Genomic DNA, 16,737 nt, shown 5'->3' on the forward strand with positions numbered 1-16,737 from the left:
ATCACCGTCGCCGGCATCGTCGGAAATGCCTGCAGCAACTCACGAATCCGCGGTTCCACAGCATCCACAATGGACCCCTTCGGCTGCCGCACGTACTTCGGCGGCGCATCCGAGGCCAACGCGGCGCGCACCGTGTTCCTTGAGACGCCCAACACCCGGGCGATCGCCTTGATCGGCAACCCTTCCGCCCGGTGCAACCTGCGAATCTCAGCCCAATCTTCCACGGACAACACCCTTCGTCCTCCCTGGCTCGGCTCGAGCCAGAGTCACCGGACAGGGGGTCAAAATTCGGATGCCACGCCGGGGTCAGTTTTCACGTGCCGTCGACAAAAGGTGAGGAGTGCGCACCGTGGAAGGTCTTGAGCTCGTCCCAAAAGAAGGGGCCGAGGCGGCGAAGCCGCGTGCGCTGGTCCAGACGAAACGCGCCCAGCGCTGGAAAGTGAGGAGCTCGCACCGTGGGGGGTTTGGGGGGCTCGGCCCCCCAAAATGATGACGGCCGACCCGGCGAGCCCGAGCAAAGCGAGGCGAGCAGGGTCGGCCTGAGGCCGTGGGCGCAGCAGGGTTCGAACCTGCGACCCCCTCCTTGTAAGGGAGGTGCTCTTCCGCTGAGCTATGCGCCCTTCTCCGGCGGTACCGCTTGGGTACCGCCGCTGACAATCATGCCAGGTCGGCTACAGCTTTTTTCCAGCCCTCCTGGTCGCGTGCGTCTCCGGGCTGGTTGACCTCGGTGAAGCGGACGACTCCTGCCTTGTCGATCAGGAAGGTGCCGCGCACGGCCATGCCCGCCTTGTCGTTGAACACGCCGTAGGCCTTGGCGACTTCGCCGTGCGGCCAGAAGTCCGAGAGCAGGGGGAACTGGTAGCCCTGCTGTTCGGCCCATGTCTTGAGGGCGAAGACGTGGTCGACCGACACGCCGAGGACCTGGACGTCGGCGTCGTTGTACGTCGCCAGTTCGTCCCGGACCTGGCAGAGCTCGCCTTGGCATTTGCCGCTGAACGCGAACGGGTAGAACACCAGCAGCACGTTCTTCTCGCCTTGGAAGGACGAGAGAGTCACCGGCTGCTTGTTGTAGTCGTTGAGCGTGAAGTCCGGTGCCTTCGTGCCGACCTCGACTGTCATACCCGTGTCCTCCCAGGTGCTGCGCGGAGTCTGTCGCTGCCCAGCCTAGTGCGCCCGTCTGGGCGACGTCCCAGACGGTTCGCTCCTTGGGATCTCAGCGGCGGGTGTTGGCTGACTTCGGCGACACCAACCTGGTCGCGGTCCAGTCGTCGCCGACACTGATGTTCGACGTCTGCGCCATGCCAGCTGTCGACACCGCCTCCGAGATCTCGCTCGGCTCCACGTGCCCGTCGCGCCCCGTTTTCGGTGTCAACACCCAGATGACCCCGGTGTCGGCGAGCGGACTGCGGACATCAAGGAGCGTGTCGGCGAGGTCTCCGTCGTCTTCCCGCCACCACAGCAGGATGACGTCCACCACCTCGTCAGCGTCCTCATCCAGCAGGTCGCTACCGCTGCGCTCTTCGATGGCGGCACGCACGTCGTCGTCGACGTCCTCGTCCCAGCCGATCTCCTGGACGACAATGCCTGGTTCGATCCCAAGCTTCTCGGCGACGCCTGCTTTGCCGGCGTCTCCCGCGGCCACCACGGCTTCCACTCCTCCATGTGAACCAATGCGGCGCCGGAGGCACCGCGTGTTAGGCGATAGCGAACACTTTCAGTACCCGACTGCGCAACCGTCCACACCGGTTCAAGCCCCAACTGTGTCCGCGCGGGAGTCCAACCGTGCCCGCACTATGGTGACGGTATGCATCGGATCGTCCCGTGCCATGTAGAGGCAATACCACTCCTGTGAGTGTGGGGGACACCGCCATCGGGTTACTCACCAGTAGTGATGACGTGAGACCCGATCGGGACGACGATGAGGTATGACGCACGCCAACCGGGTTGAATTGGCGTAGGAAACAACGAGAGAACCAGGCGAGGAGACCCCTTGGCCCCGCAGACCAACTCAAACAGCGCCAGTGCCCCTGGCAGGGTGCACGTTATCCGCGACGGCCTCGCCGCCCACCTGCCCGACATCGACCCGGAGGAGACGTCGGAGTGGCTTGAGTCGTTCGACGCCGTGCTCAAGGACGGCGGGCAGCAGCGTGCTCGCTACCTGATGCTGCGGCTGCTCGAACGCGCTCGGGAGGGCCGCGTCGGCATTCCGTCGCTGACGAGCACCGACTACGTCAACACCATCCCCACCGAGCAGGAACCGTGGTTCCCCGGTGACGAAGAGGTCGAACGCCGTTACCGTGCGTGGATCCGCTGGAACGCGGCGATGACCGTGCACCGGGCGCAGCGCCCCGGTGTGGGTGTCGGTGGCCACATTTCGACGTACGCGTCCTCCGCGACGCTCTACGAGGTCGGGTTCAACTGGTTCTTCCGTGGCAAGGACCACCCTGGCGGGGGCGACCACGTCTTCTTCCAGGGCCATGCGTCGCCCGGTATGTACGCGCGCGCGTACCTGGAGGGCAGGCTCGCGGAGAACCAGCTCGACGGCTTCCGGCAGGAGTACTCGCACGCCGGGATGGGCGGCGGCCTGCCGTCGTACCCGCACCCGCGGCTGATGCCGGACTTCTGGGAGTACCCGACGGTCTCCATGGGTCTTGGCCCGATGAACGCCATCTACCAGGCCCGGTTCAACCACTACCTGCACGACCGGGGCATCAAGGACACGTCCGACCAGCGAGTATGGGCGTTCCTCGGCGACGGTGAGATGGACGAGCCGGAGTCGCGTGGCCTGATTCACGTCGCGGCCAACGAGGGCCTGGACAACCTGACCTTCGTGATCAACTGCAACCTGCAGCGGCTGGACGGCCCGGTGCGGGGCAACGGCAAGATCATCCAGGAGCTGGAGGCGTTCTTCCGCGGCGCGGGCTGGAACGTCATCAAGGTCATCTGGGGCCGTGAGTGGGACACGCTGCTGCACGCCGACCGCGACGGTGCGCTGGTCAACTTGATGAACACCACACCCGACGGCGACTACCAGACCTACAAGGCCAACGACGGTGCCTACGTGCGTGAGCACTTCTTCGGCCGTGACCCGCGGACCAAGGACCTGGTGCTCAACCTGGACGACCAGGAGATCTGGAACCTCAAGCGCGGCGGCCACGACTACCGCAAGGTCTACGCGGCCTACAAGGCGGCCACTGAGACGCACGGCGCGCCGACGGTGATCCTGGCCAAGACGATCAAGGGCTACAACCTCGGCTCGCACTTCGCGGCGCGCAACGCGACGCACCAGATGAAGAAGATGACCCTGGACGACCTGAAGGGCTTCCGCGACACCCTGCGGATCCCGATCAGCGACGCCGAGCTGGAGAAGGACCCGTACCTGCCGCCGTACTTCCACCCGGGCATGGACTCCGCGGAGATCCAGTACATGGTGGAGCGGCGCCGTCAGCTCGGCGGATTCGTGCCGGAGCGCCGCGCCAAGTCCAAGACGCTGGTGCTGCCCGGCGACAAGGTCTACGACGTGATCCGCAAGGGGTCGGGCAAGCAGGAGGTCGCCACCACGATGGCGTTCGTCCGGCTGGTGCGCGACCTGGCCAAGGACCCGGAGATCGGCGCGCGGATCGTGCCGATCATCCCGGACGAGGCCAGGACCTTCGGCATGGACTCGATGTTCCCCACGCAGAAGATCTACAACCGGCAGGGCCAGCTGTACACGTCGGTGGACGCCAAGCTGATGCTCGCCTACAAGGAGAGCGAGCGCGGCCAGATCCTGCACGAGGGCATCAACGAGGCCGGGTCGACCGCGTCGTTCACCGCCGTGGGCACGTCGTACGCCACGCACGGCGAGCCGATGATCCCGATCTACATCTTCTACTCGATGTTCGGGTTCCAGCGCACCGGTGACGGCCTGTGGGCCGCCGCCGACCAGATGACCCGCGGGTTCGTCCTGGGCGCCACGGCAGGCCGTACGACGCTGACCGGTGAGGGCCTGCAGCACAACGACGGCCACTCGCTGCTGCTCGCGGCGACCAACCCGGCCGTCGTCTCGTACGACCCGGCGTGGTCGTTCGAGGTGGCGCACATCGTCAAGGACGGTCTGCGTCGGATGTACGGCGATCAGGCGGAGGACATCTTCTACTACCTGACCGTCTACAACGAGCCGTACCAGCAGCCCGCCGAGCCGGAGGACCTGGACGTGGAGGGCCTGCTGCGCGGGCTGTACCACTACAAGGGAGCGCCTGCGGGCAACGGCCCGAAGGCGCAGATCCTCGGTTCCGGTGTGGCGTTGCCGTGGGCGCTGAAGGCTCAGGAGATGCTGAACGACGAGTGGGGTGTCCAGGCGCACATCTGGTCGGCCACGTCGTACTCCGAGCTGCGTCGTGACGCCGTGGATGTCGACCGGCACAACCTGCTGCACCCGGAGGCGGAGCCGCGCGTGCCGTACGTGACGTCGGTGCTCTCGGAGACCGAGGGCCCGGTTGTGGCGGTGTCGGACTGGATGCGTGCGGTTCCGGACCTGATCCGGCCGTGGGTGCCCGGCGACATGGTCAGCCTCGGCACGGACGGGTTCGGCTTCTCCGACACCCGCCCGGCCGCGCGGCGGCACTTCCTGGTGGACGCCGAGTCGATCGTCGTGGGTGTGCTGGCCGCGCTGGCCCGCCGCGGCGAGGTCGACAAGGCCAAGGTGGTCGAGGCGACCAGGAAGTATCAGCTGGACGACGTGTCCGCGGCCGGTCCGCAGACCTCGGACCCCGGCGTCGCCTGAGTCGTCGCCGGAGTCACCGGTGGCGTAGGTGTGGGCGGCCTTTTCCGGCCGCCCACAAGCGTTTCCGGGGCAAGGGTCCACAAGCCGAGCGCCAGCACCGAGATGACCGCGGACATGGTGAAGGCGGCCTGGTAGGACCAGAAGTCGGCGACCGCGCCCGCCAGCAACGGCCCGATGATGGCGCCGAGGTCGGTGGTCATCTGGTAGAACGCCAGCACTGGGCCGCCTCGGACATTGGTGCCGATCAGGTCGGCGACGGTCGCTGTCTGCGCCGGGCTGATCAAGCCCGATCCGACGCCCGCGACGAGCGAGGCGACGTAGAACATCGGCAGTGAGGCCGCGAACGCCAGCAGCAGCGACCCTGCCGTGAGGATCACCAATCCGGTCACCACAACCGGTTTACGCCCGCGCAGGTCGGCGATCCGGCCCGAGATGAGCAGGACGGACGCGGTGCCGACGGCGTAGATCGACAATCCGATGCCCGCGGCGGTGCTGGACTCGTGCAGTGCTGCGACCACGAACAACGGGATGAGGGAGAACCGGACTCCGAAGGAGATCCAGCCGACCGCGAACGCCGACGCCAAGGACGAGCGGTACGCCTTGTGCCGCAGTGCCTGCCGCACCTTGAATTCCGGCTGGTCGCGGATGTCCGAGGCGTTCTTCTCACCGGACTGCTTGAGCAGCAGCCAGATGACCACGGCGGCGAGCATCGTGCCGGAGCCGTAGATGATGAACGGCAGGCGGATCGACTCACCCGCGAACACACCGCCGGCCAGCGGGCCGGCCATGTTGCCCAACAGGAAGCTCGTGGACCACAAGCCGGAAACCCGGCCCCGCAAGCCGACCGGGCTCAACCGGAGAATGAGCCCGACGCCCGCGACGGTGAACATCACCGACCCGATGCCCGCGACCGACCGGAACACGAGCAGCTGCCAGTACGTCTGGGCCCAGCCGCACGCGCCGGTGGCGACGGCGTTGATCACCAAGCCCCACAACAGAACGGGCCGCTCGGCCAACCGGGAGATCAGCTTGCCGCTCGCCGGGGCGAAAGCCAGCCGGACGATCGCGAAAGCGCTGACGACAAAGGAAGCGGCGGTGACCCCGACGCCGAAAGTGGTCGCGAAAGCGGGAACGACCGGCGCCATCATCCCGAACCCAATGGCCACGAGGAAGCACGCCAGCACCATCACCCAGACTTCGCCGGGTACCCGTTCACGACTCACCAGCACATCCCCAGAGTTATCCACAAGGACATCAAACCCCCAGGCCAGTCCGGGTGGGTGGCCGTGTGAGCGCGACCACCCACCCATTTCCTGTCACACCTGCCCGGTACTTTGGGTCATCGGGGGGTGCTCGATTCGGACTCGAGTTTCTGTCGGTGCCCTCCGCTAGCCTGCCAGCGGAACTCTGCCTACGCGCGGCACCAAGCCAGCTCCCTTTCCTCGAATGCCACATCATTGAGGGCACCGAGCACTCCAAACGACCCCGCAGCTCGAACGGCACCTGAGCCAGCGGCAACCGTGCTCCCAAACGTTGGTGGCATTGAGCGCTCCCAGCGCCGAACCTTTCAGCAGCGGGCGACTGGCGTGCCTGCGACCAGTTCGAAGTCGGCGCGGGCATCAAGCAGCAACGGGATCAGCGGCCGGGCCTGTTGGGCCAAAGGCACGAGCCTGCCGTCCCCGTCACGCCGAGAATCCACGCCGTGCAACGACAACTTCTCGGCCACCTGCGTGTACTGCGTCGCGGTCAAGCGATACCCGCAAGGCGGGTTCGGCTCGACCTCACCGGCCGGCGGTGCCTCGTTGTCCGCGCCACCGAAGAAGATCGGACCACGCTGGAAAGGCGCGGTCAACCGGCTCACCGTGGTCGCGGTCTCCAGTTGAACGCGGCGCTCGACGACCAGTTTCAGAGTCCCGTCAACCGCGTACTGATGGGAAACGACGCGGCGCCGGGCGGCCGCGGGCACGTCCTCGCCGGGGTTCGGGTCGACGTTGGTCTCCACGAGCAAGCCGAGTGCGTGCTTCAAACCCGTGGTGTTGCGCAGGATCCGCTCTTGCCCGTCACCGGCGATCTGCTCGGTCGGCTCACCGGTCACCGGGTCGATCAGGAAGCCGTACACGCCACTGGTCAGTCCCCGTGATTCCACCGCGGGACGGATGTACGACCGGGACAGCACCTCAGACTCGTCATGCACCCGCTTGTGCACGTTCAGGTTCCGCGGCCACAGCCACAGCACGTCCTTGTCGTACACCAACGGCCGGGGCCCGAACTCGTGCAGGTCGTGCACGATGTCCGGCTGGTAGTCCCGGATCACCCGCGCGAACGTCCGGCCCTCGGGAGTTTCCAGAGCGATGTGGTCACGGTTGATGTCGACACCGTTGGCGTTGCCGCGTGTGTCGGCCTCCCGCCCGTCGGGGTTGGCGTTCGGAATGAACAAAAGCGTGGTTCCCGGTGGGACGGAGTCCTTGCCGTAGGCCAAGTCCCGGATCTTGATCAGGCACGCCTCCCGCCCGGCCGGTTCATCGCCGTGCTGCGAGCACAGGAACAGCACGGTCGTCGGCCCGCCTCGGCCGACCCGCACCAGATGGATCGGACGGCCCTGCACGGACGTGCCGATCTTGCTGACGTTCACCTTGCGGCCCAGCTGCCCCAGCAACTGGTGTTCCTCGGCCATCGTGGTCCACCGGGCGCCCTTGGACAGCTCGAAGCCCGTGCGTGGCAAGTCCCCAGTGGCAAGTGCAGGTAAGCCCGACAACAGTAGGCCGGCCGCGGTCAGCGCGGCCAGTTTTCCGGATATACCCATGTCATGGGACGTCACCAGACGGCGACACCGGCTGTCAACGGTCGCCCGTAGGGTTGCTGTTATCGTGCTGAATGCTTTCGGTGAAAGCGATCTTGCGCTTGGTCCAGCTGACCGTCCGGACGCGGCATGTTCCGCCGAGGTCGTTGGTGACGTCGTCGGAGAACTGCCAGGAATGCGCCCGCCGCTGGCAGCAGTCGGGTTACGACCCGGCGGCCAGATGCCCCAAGCACCCGATCGGGTATTAATTCCGGGTCGTCAGCGCGCGCAGCTGGTTCAGCAGTTCGCTGCGGCTGCTGGCGCCGAGGCGTTGGCGCATCCGGGCCATGTGGTGCTCCACGGTCTTGGCCGAGATGAACAGCTGGTCGCCGACCTGCTTGTACGTCATGCCCTGCAGCACCAGCGCGGCGACTTCCTGCTCCCGTTCGCTCAACGGCGAAGTGGCGGCCGGAGCCGGGTCGGTCACGGCCTGTTTGCCTTGCAGTTCACGCGCGCAGTCCAGCAAGGTCACCATGGCCTTGCGGTCCGAGGTGCGGATCGCGGCCTGACCGGCCAGCCGCGAGCCGTCCCAGACCAGGCCCATGTCGTGCAGGCCACGGGCGGCGGCTTCGGCGCGGACCGGGTCGACCTTGCCTGACACGATGTCGAGCCAGCACTGCGCGGCTTCGCCCAGTGCGCGTCCGAACCGGCTGTGGTTCTTGGCAAGCGCGGCAACGTGGTCCGCGGCTTCCGAAGGCTGTTCGGCGACGATCGCGGCGTGCAGGCCACCCCAGTGCAAGGTCGTGGTCCACAGTCCCGGGTCGCCGAGCTGCGCGGTCAGGGCGTACGCCTCCCGCAGGTGCGGACCGAGGCGGGCCTGGTCGCTCAGCTTCGCCGCGGCCACGACGAATTCGCCGAGCGGCAGGATCGTGAACAGGTCGACCGGGTGCCGCACAACGGCTTCGCACGCCTGCGCCCAGATCCGGCGCAACGCCTGCACGTCGCTGCTGCGCCGAGCGATACCGACCTCAAGGGCCACGGCGAACAGCCAGTCTCGTGGCTCACGTGGCCGTGTCTCGGCCAGATGCTCCGCGGCAGTGGACAGTTGGCCACGGATCATGCAGATCCACGCCTGCAGCAACCGATGCCGCGTGGCCAGCAACGGCCCGCCCATGTTCGACTGCACGGCCCGGTCGAGCACGGACTCCGCGACGCCCAGTTCACCGCAGTGCAAACCGACCAGCGCGGCCAGCGCGGCGGGACTGTCCGGCAGCAGGACTCCGCGCCCGGCAGGCTCGAGCAACCCGGCCGCACGGACCAAAGAGGACAGTGCGTCGACCGGGGAACCGCAGACCGATTCGCGAACGCCTTGTGCCATCAGGGAAGCGGCGCCCGACAGCAATGTGGGCAGGCCGTCCGGCGAGTCGACGTCGACCAGCTGACCGGTCCCGATCAGGCCGATCGCGGCGAATGACGTGTCACCGGACCAGCGGTACAGCTCAGCGCTCCGGCCGAGCTGGCCGCGATGCGCCAGCGCGGTCGCCGCGACCCTTGCGCCGTCCGCCTTGTCCTCCGAGCCGGAAATCGCCTGGTCAGCAAGGCGCATCGCGGAATCGAGGTCACCGGCCAGCGCGGAAGCGTGCGCCCAACCGGCGGCGCACTGCGCCACTGGACGCCCAGCGGACACGGCCGCGGCGAACAACTTCGCCGACAACGCTGGGTCCTCGGTCAGCGATTCGTGTGCGGCGGCGTTGAAGGCAGCCGCGACACCAGCACCACCGACACCGCTGCCGAGCAGCGAACGAGCCAACGGCAGCACGGACTCGCCGCGCTCCAGCAGAAGCTCGGCAAGCCGTTGCCGGACAGCCAAAGCGCGCTCGGCGGGAATCACCGCGCGGATCGCCCGGTGGCAGATCGGCAGCAGGGTGCCGTCGTGCCCGAGCAATCCGGTGGCCCGGGCCGCCTCCATCACGGTTACGACATCGTTGGCATCCCGGCCGAGCAGGCTCGCCAGCAGATCGGTCCGTAGCCCGGCCCCGGCCTGCGCGGCCAGCACGTACTGCAGGACGTCCGGCTCGAGGAGATCCAGGTCGTAGCGGAACGCCGCCAGGGCCGCGTCCGGGACTTCGGTCACCGGCCGTGACGACATCGCCGACACGAGACGATCCACGTACGCCGGAACACCGCCGGTCTGTTTGAACAGGAACTCCACGAGTTCAGCCGCGGGCGCCGCGCCGAATGCGCCGGACGCATGCGAACGAACTTGAGCGCGGTCCATCGGCGCGAGCATCACGGTCTGCCCGAGCGTCCGAGTGAGCTCGCTCAGCTCGGTCGAGCGGGGCCACGGCCGCAGCGCGATGATCAGCCGCGGCACGTCCGCTTCGGCAAGTTCCCGCAGGCGGGCGGCGGGCAGCTTGTGGGCGTCGTCGATGACCACGGCCGCCTCCGCATCCCCAGGACGGTCGGTCACGCGGATGCCCGCGTTCTCGTACACGCGCCGGAAAGCCTTGAGAACAGTGGTTTTGCCATAACCGCCCGGGGCGATGACCGCCAGCGCCACGGGCGCCAAGGGGTCGGCCTCGGTCGCGTCCAGCACTCTCTTCGCCGCCTCGTCCATGACGGTTGTGGTTCGTGCTCGGGTCGCTGTTCGTTGGCTCAACGGCCGTCCTCGCCTGTCTTGGTGGCAGTGGATGACTTGGTAGCGCTGGACTTCTTCGACGACGACGAAGAAGAAGGCGGTGGCTGGCTGGGTGTGGCGGTCGGGGTGACGGCCGGGCCCGACAAGGGCGTCGGCTTGCTGTTGTTGACCGGCGCGACCGCGGAGGACCCGGGAGCCGGTGGTTTCGGGGGATCCTCACTGCGCATGTAGAACGTCAGACCGACGCCCGCGGCCAGCACCAGCGCGCTGACTCCGCCGACGAGCTTAGGTTTTCCGGTCAAGGCCCGCATCGCCTTGCGCGGCGCGGGCAGTTCCAGCGGCGTGACCTCGATGTGCGGCCGTGGCGGCGGTGGTGGTGCCTCGTCTGAGGAGGTCACGGGTGCCGGCGCGGCCTGCGGGGCTGGTGCGAGACGGCTGGCCACGATCGCCGCGCCGCGGGCGCATGCGAGTTCAGGCTCCGGTGCGATCACCGTGCGGCTGGGCACTTCGGCTTTGACGAGCTCGCTGACCAGCGGAATCCGGGCGCTGCCGCCGGAGACTACGACCGTTTTCAGGTCGGTGGCCGGACGGATGATCCGCAGCAGTTCCTCGATGCCCGCCTGGACCGAAGTCCGGATCATCTCCTCGAACTCTGCCCTGGTCAGCAGTATTTCCCGGACTGTTGCCTCGGTGCTGGCCGACAGGAACTCCTTGGCGGCGACGCATTCCTGGCGCAACCTGGCCAGTTTCGGCCACGCGTCGGGGTCGGCGGGGTCGATCCCGCCACCTTGGTTGCGCACGTACTCGAAGACCACGTCGTCGAAGCTGTAGCCGCCGTTGGAGTCGACGCTCTCCGCGGAGTTGAGCACGTCGAACGTGCCGACCTGGGAGCGGCGGACCACGGCGACGGCGAGGCCCGACGCGCCGAGGTCATAGACGCCCAGTGCGTCACCTGGCTGCACGTCTTCCGCGGCGGCGTGGTTCTCGCTGATGGCGACGGGTTCGGGCAGCAGCGTGACGTTGTCGAGGTTGGTCTGGCGCAGTGCGCGGTGCAGCAGGCGCCTGCGGTGATTTCCCCAGTCCGCGGGGTGGGTGACCACCACATGCTTAGGGGGTTCGCCCTCAGCGGTCGACACCTCGTTGACCGCCCAGGTGATCAGCACGGCGGTGAGCGTCTCGGCCGTGCAGACCTCACGCCCGACCATCAGGGGAACTTCGTCGCCGATCCGCCTGGCGAAATCGCGCGCGGCGTTGGCGGGGTCGCTGGCCGCGTTGCGGTCGGCCGCGTCGCCGACGACCACCGTGCCGTCAGCCGCGAAGTACACCACCGTCGGTGCGGTGGCGGTGCGCTCGCCGAGCTGCACAGCCTCGGCGTCGCCCCAGGTAGAGCCGTTCTGACGGCAGAGCGCGGCCGCGGTGCGGCAGGTGCCAACGTCGATCCCCAAGACGTATGGCATGCAGGAGTGCCTTCCGTACTAGATCGATCGGGCCCCCGTCCGGGTTACCCCCGAATGGGTCACATCTTCATACCAACCCCGCGCTCGCGGCGGTGAATCGGATCGGAACTCATAGGGGGATACCCTAATGCCCCTAATGGGGGAAACAGCCTAACCCTAGTCGGGGGTGGTGATGACTCGGAGTGATCCCCGATGCCGGGGGTGGGCCCCAGGCCATAACTTTCTGGGGCATCGCCGGGCAGCCATGGCCTGGCTCACTGACCAAGATCGACAACGGTGTCGCCCTCGGTGAGTGGAACGAGCAGCTTGTGGTGACCGCCGAAACACCGGTGTCGATGGCCTGCAGTGGATATGCACTGGCTGGCCCCGGGTGCCGCACCGTCGGATCGAGATCACCGCACTGCTGCCCGGTTGTTGCCCCTGTACCCCACTAGGAGAGATTCCCTTGGTTCGCGACGAGGCTCCCCAGCCGACCCCTGCCCCTGCTCCGGCCGCCGAGGCGACTGCGACCGCCCCTGGCGCCGAGGCGTCGGCCGGTGGTTCCGCGGAGCCCACCACGCTGCACGACTTCTGCCTGAACCTGCTCAACAACGCCGACGCGATGAAGGCGTTCGAGCTGGACCCGCAGGGCTGCCTGGACAAGGTCGGCCTGGCCGACATCACCCCGGCCGACGTGCACGACGTTCTTCCGCTGGTGACCGACCTGGTCCCGACCGGCGTCGGTGACCTGCCCGCACTCAACGGCCTCGGCGGCGTCGGCGACGTGTCCGGCCTCGACGCGCTTGGCGGCCTGCCCAGCCTGCCGAGCGTCCCCAGCCTGGACAGCCTGACCAGCGGCGTGACCCTGGACGGCGAGGCCGGTGCCGACGGTGGCTGGGCCCAGCTCGGTGCCGAGACCCCGCTGGGCGCGACCGGCGCCGCCGGCGGCCTTGACGCCTCCCTTGACGGTGCCCGTCTGGGCTACCAGGCCGGCCAGAGCACCCCGGTGGGTGACTTCGGCGTCGGCGGTGAGGTCAACGCCGGGCTGGACAGCGTGTCCGCGAACGCCGGTGTCTTCACCCCGTTCGGCAACGTCGAGGCCGGTGCGCACCTGATCGACGGCGACGCGGGCGGCCTGGCCTACGGCGGCATCTCGATCGAGGGCCCGCTGGACAAGGACATCAGCCTGACCACCACCGACGGCATCGGCCTCAACCAGGAGATCATCCCTGGCCTGTCCGGCAACGTCACCGACATCGCGGGCAAGGGTCTGTCCGACCCGACCGCGGTCACCGGTGCGCTGCTCGGCGCCGTGCCCGCGCTGCCGGCCATCCCTGGCCTGCCGCAGCTGCCGATCAGCGACCTGCCGATCCCGGAGCTGCCCGTGGACCTGCCTGTCGACCTGCCTGTCGACCTGCCGCTGCCGGCCAACGCGCCCGCCGCGGTCGACAGCCTGCCCACCGACGCCGTCACCGACGTGGTCAGCGACGTCCAGGGTGCCGTTCCGACCGACGTCGTCGGTGACCTGCCCGCGGTCGGCGACCACCTGCCGAACGTCGGCGGCCTGCTGCCCGACCTCCCGGTCAACCTGCCGGTGGACCTGCCGTCGGTCAACGTGCCGAACGTTTCCGACGTCGTGTCGAACCTGCCGGTTGTCGGCGGCGACGCCAGCGGCCACAACGTCGTCGGCGACGTGGTCGGCCAGACCGGTCTCGGCAATGTGATCAACGACAACCCGGTCACCGACGTTGTCCACAACGTCGTCCCGGACCTGGGCCTGCTGTAAAGAGCCCAGCTCAAACGGCCGGAGGCCGGGTTCTCCCTCGGGGGGCGGACCCGGCCTCCGGCTTCTTTTGCCTCCGATGGTCTTCACCCGATCGGTCGAGCAGGGCACACTGTTCGGGTGACTGCGGCGACCTGGCTCGAGGTGCTGGACCAGACCATCGGGGCATCCGTCGTCCACCACAGACCTGATCTGGCCGAACGCCTGCGGGCCAAACGGGCCCAGCTGCTCGACCCGCAGATCAGGGTGATGGTGATCGGCGAGGCGAACCAAGGCAAAAGCCAGCTGGTGAACGGCTTGGTGAGCGCTTCGGTGTGCGCGGTCGGCGACGACGTGACGACTGTGGCCCCCACGATCGTGCGCTACGCCGAGAAACCTGTGGCCGCGCAGTTGCTGCACGACGGCCAAGGCGCGGAACCACAACGCATGCCGATCCCGGTCGACCAGGCGACCAACCGCGGCAGCGACTCGGTGATGACCGAAGTCCGGATCCCGCGCCAGATCCTCGCGGCCGGGCTCGTGCTCATCGATACGCCCGCTGTCGGCAATCTGCACCAAATGCGCGCGCAGAACACCTTCGCGGCGCTCAGCGGAGCCGACGCGGTGCTGCTGGCGTCGGACGCGTCGCAGGAGCTGTCCGCGACGGAACTCGAGTTGCTGCGCCAAGTTCACCGGATGTGCCCGACGATCCTGGTGGCACTGACGAAGATCGACCTGACGTCGCGCTGGCGGCAGGTGGCCGAGCGCAACCGGGAACACCTTGCCAAAGCGGGACTCCAGGCCTCGGTGGTGCCGGTGTCGTCGGCGCTGCGGCTGCGTGCGGTGGCCAACGACGACGAAGCGCTGAACGCGGAGTCCGGCTTCCCCGACTTGATCCAGCGGCTGCGCACGGACGTGTTGCCGGTCGCGTCGAACCCGACCGCGCGCCAGAACTTCGCCGCGATGACGGGAACGGTCCTCGCGGAACTCGTCGGCCAGGTCAACAAGGAACTCGCCGCGCGGCCGGACGACCGCAACTCGCCCGCGGTCGCGGAGTACATGGACGCCCAGAAGAAGATGGCGGACCTGCGGCGCCGGTCGACCAAGTGGCAGAACGTGCTGGCCGACGAGATGGCGGACCTGGTCGCCGACCTTGAGTACGACCTGCGCGACCGTACCCGCAAGATCCTGCGGGAAGTGGACAACGCCTACGACGAGGCGGACCCGGCGAAAACCTGGGACCAGTTCGAGGAATGGCTCAACGAGAACCTGACCGAAGCGGCCCAGACGAACTTCAACTGGCTGGTGGAACGGTCGTGGTGGGTGGCCGACCGGGTGGCGGAGTGCTTCCCGGAGCGCACGGACCTGTTGCCCGACAGCGTGATCCCGGCGGACGCGGACATGGATCCCGGCGACCCGAACCGGCCGAAGCTGGAAGCCTTCACAGTGGGCCAGAAGGTTTTCAGCGGTATGCGCGGTTCGTACGGCGGTGTGCTGATGTTCGGTCTGATCACCACCCTGGCCGGACTGCCCCTGCTGAACCCGATCTCCATCGGTGCCGGTCTGGCACTGGGCGCGAAGGGCATCGGGGAAGACGGTGAAGCGCGGCTCAAGAGGCGCCAGCAAGCGGCGAAAACGGCCGCCCAGCGGCACGTGGACGACTTCTTCCTGAGGTTCTCCAAGGACTGCAAGGACGCCGCCCGCCGGATCCAGCGCGGGCTGCGTGACCACTTCGCGGAGCTGGCGGAGCAACTGCAGCAAGGACTGGCGGACGCGGCGGCGGCGGCGCAGAAGTCGGCGCAGGTGGAACTGGCGGCCCGGCAGCGCCGCGACCAGGAGCTGCGGCAGGCGTTGACGCAGTTGAAGGAACTGCACGGGCAGATGACCCGGATAGCGGGGGCACTGCCTGCGTCGAGGAACCCATTGGAGATCTCCGCGTGACCCGTACCGTCGACGAGGCGGTCTGGGCGATCCTGCACGAGGCTTTGCGGCTCTACCAGGACAGCCCACGAGCAACGAACTGGCTGCGTCACCACATCACCAGGTTCGATTCGCCACTGCGGATCGCGGTGGCCGGGCGCCCGGGAAGCGGGAAGTCGACGGTGGTGAACGCGGTCGTCGGGGACGAGGTGGCCCCGCTGGAAGTCGACGGCCCGGTCTTCACCTGGTACCAGGACGGTCCGCAGCCAAGGGCGACGGTCTACATGCGACACGGACCGCCGGTGGAGCCGCCGATCGGCCGGATGGGCCGGCGGATGGACATCGACCTGAGCCAGTTCGAATCCGGTGGCGTCAACCGGATCGTGGTCGACTGGCCGGCGCGGGTGTTGCGAGACGCGACCCTGATCGACACACCGCCGATCGCCGACGAGATATCGGAGCAGATCGCGGCGGAAGCCGACGCGCTGTTGTACGTGACGCCACAGGTGCACGTCATGGACGTCCGGTTCTTGCAGTCCACACAGGACCATCCAGTGGCCCGCGCGGCACCCGTGAACGGGATCATGCTGTTGTCCCGCGCCGACGAGGTCGGTGGTGGCAAGATCGACGCATTGACCACGGCCAAACAGATCGCCCGCAGGTATCGGCGTGATGCCCGGGTGCGCGGCCTGTGCCAGAACGTGGTGGCGGTGTCGGGATTGATCGGCCAAGCAGGCCGGACAATGCCGGACGAGGAATACCAGTCGTTGGCCGCACTGGCGACAGCACCTCGTGCGCAGACAGAGGAGTTGCTGCTGTCAGCCGACAGGTTCACCCGCGCCGAGCACATGTTGTCGGCCTCAACGCGCCGGGAGCTGGCAGACCGGCTGGGGATCTTCGGAATCCGCTTGGCGCTGACGTTGATCAGGCAGGGTGCGGACAGCCGGAACAAGCTGGCGTCGGAGTTGGTGCAGCGAAGCGGGTTGAATGAGCTACGAGACTCCATTGGCCGGTTGTTCGTGGACCGCCGCGAGGTTTTGAAGGCCCGGTCGGCGTTGCTCGGCTTGGACGTCGTGCTGCGGATGGAGCCTCGGCCGGGCGCGGCGAAGCTGGTGACTGAGGTGGAGCGCGTCCTCGCGGGCGCGCACGAGTTCCACGAGCTCCGGCTTCTCGGCGGGTTGTTGTCCGGCCGGACTCGCCTCCCGGAGGAGCTCGGTACCGAGGCCCAACGGCTGATCGGCGGTTATGGCACGGATTTGGATGCCCGCCTGGGGTTTGACCGCGAGGCTACGCAGGCCGAGGTGCAGAACGCGATTTACGACGCGTTGGCGCGTTGGCGTGAGCAGTCGGAGAACCCGATGCTGGGTAGTGCGGAACGTGACGCGGCGAGGGTAGTTGTGCGCAGCTGCGAGGCGATGCTGACCTAGGAAAGGTTGA

12 protein-coding genes and 1 tRNA gene are annotated in these 16,737 nt (G+C 67.8%); 5 read left to right on the forward strand and 8 right to left on the reverse strand.

What is annotated here, in order from left to right; translation table 11 throughout:
• The 4 genes from B9C43_RS38255 to B9C43_RS38270 all read right to left on the reverse strand — a co-directional run.
• Nucleotides 1-233 (reverse strand): sigma factor-like helix-turn-helix DNA-binding protein (locus tag B9C43_RS38255; protein ID WP_143446895.1); only part of this gene is annotated, 233 nt, incomplete at its 3' end.
• Between the two features lie 315 nt (nucleotides 234-548).
• Nucleotides 549-620: transfer RNA gene (locus B9C43_RS38260), tRNA-Val, on the reverse strand.
• Nucleotides 621-657: 37 nt separating this feature from the next.
• Entirely contained in the window at nucleotides 658-1,119 is a 462-nt protein-coding gene (locus B9C43_RS38265; RefSeq protein ID WP_033383559.1) for a peroxiredoxin, read from the reverse strand.
• A gap of 94 nt (nucleotides 1,120-1,213) precedes the next feature.
• Complete coding sequence (locus tag B9C43_RS38270; protein WP_033383571.1) at nucleotides 1,214-1,645, reverse strand: DUF3052 domain-containing protein; 432 nt, start codon at nucleotides 1,643-1,645, stop codon at nucleotides 1,214-1,216.
• 345 nt (nucleotides 1,646-1,990) lie between these two features.
• Between B9C43_RS38270 and aceE the strand changes: the two genes are divergently transcribed.
• Entirely contained in the window at nucleotides 1,991-4,765 is a 2,775-nt protein-coding gene (aceE, locus tag B9C43_RS38275) for a pyruvate dehydrogenase (acetyl-transferring), homodimeric type (RefSeq protein ID WP_033383560.1), read from the forward strand.
• On the opposite strand, the gene B9C43_RS38280 is transcribed toward aceE, so the two are convergent.
• A complete protein-coding gene (locus B9C43_RS38280) occupies nucleotides 4,708-5,988 on the reverse strand; it encodes an MFS transporter (RefSeq protein ID WP_235039090.1) in 1,281 nt (426 codons plus the stop codon). The genes aceE and B9C43_RS38280 overlap by 58 nt on opposite strands.
• Nucleotides 5,989-6,332: 344 nt before the next feature.
• Nucleotides 6,333-7,568, reverse strand: a complete 1,236-nt coding sequence (locus tag B9C43_RS38285) for a M14 family metallopeptidase (RefSeq protein ID WP_084431983.1) — start codon at nucleotides 7,566-7,568, stop codon at nucleotides 6,333-6,335.
• Nucleotides 7,569-7,648: 80 nt separating this feature from the next.
• Between B9C43_RS38285 and B9C43_RS57005 the strand changes: the two genes are divergently transcribed.
• Nucleotides 7,649-7,813, forward strand: a complete 165-nt coding sequence (locus tag B9C43_RS57005) for a hypothetical protein (protein ID WP_160096996.1) — start codon at nucleotides 7,649-7,651, stop codon at nucleotides 7,811-7,813.
• Here the strand turns inward: B9C43_RS57005 and B9C43_RS38290 are convergent.
• On the reverse strand, nucleotides 7,810-10,203 hold the full coding sequence (locus B9C43_RS38290) for a helix-turn-helix transcriptional regulator (RefSeq protein ID WP_327224251.1): 2,394 nt from the start codon (nucleotides 10,201-10,203) through the stop codon (nucleotides 7,810-7,812). The genes B9C43_RS57005 and B9C43_RS38290 overlap by 4 nt on opposite strands.
• Nucleotides 10,200-11,639, reverse strand: coding sequence for an Hsp70 family protein (locus tag B9C43_RS38295; RefSeq protein WP_084431989.1), 1,440 nt, complete (start codon nucleotides 11,637-11,639; stop codon nucleotides 10,200-10,202). The genes B9C43_RS38290 and B9C43_RS38295 overlap by 4 nt, the downstream gene beginning before the upstream one ends.
• 445 nt (nucleotides 11,640-12,084) lie before the next feature.
• On the opposite strand from B9C43_RS38295, the gene B9C43_RS38300 reads away from it, so the two are divergent.
• From B9C43_RS38300 to B9C43_RS38310, 3 genes are all read left to right on the forward strand, one after another.
• Nucleotides 12,085-13,404, forward strand: coding sequence for an IniB N-terminal domain-containing protein (locus B9C43_RS38300; RefSeq protein ID WP_084431992.1), 1,320 nt, complete (start codon nucleotides 12,085-12,087; stop codon nucleotides 13,402-13,404).
• Nucleotides 13,405-13,521: 117 nt separating this feature from the next.
• Nucleotides 13,522-15,321, forward strand: coding sequence for a dynamin family protein (locus B9C43_RS38305; protein ID WP_084431995.1), 1,800 nt, complete (start codon nucleotides 13,522-13,524; stop codon nucleotides 15,319-15,321).
• Nucleotides 15,318-16,727, forward strand: coding sequence for a P-loop NTPase family protein (locus B9C43_RS38310; RefSeq protein ID WP_084431997.1), 1,410 nt, complete (start codon nucleotides 15,318-15,320; stop codon nucleotides 16,725-16,727). Before B9C43_RS38305 ends, B9C43_RS38310 begins: the two co-directional genes overlap by 4 nt.
• Nucleotides 16,728-16,737 lie beyond the last annotated feature (10 nt).

The sequence above is a fragment of the Kibdelosporangium aridum genome (assembly GCF_900176515.1).
GTDB lineage: Bacteria > Actinomycetota > Actinomycetes > Mycobacteriales > Pseudonocardiaceae > Kibdelosporangium > Kibdelosporangium aridum.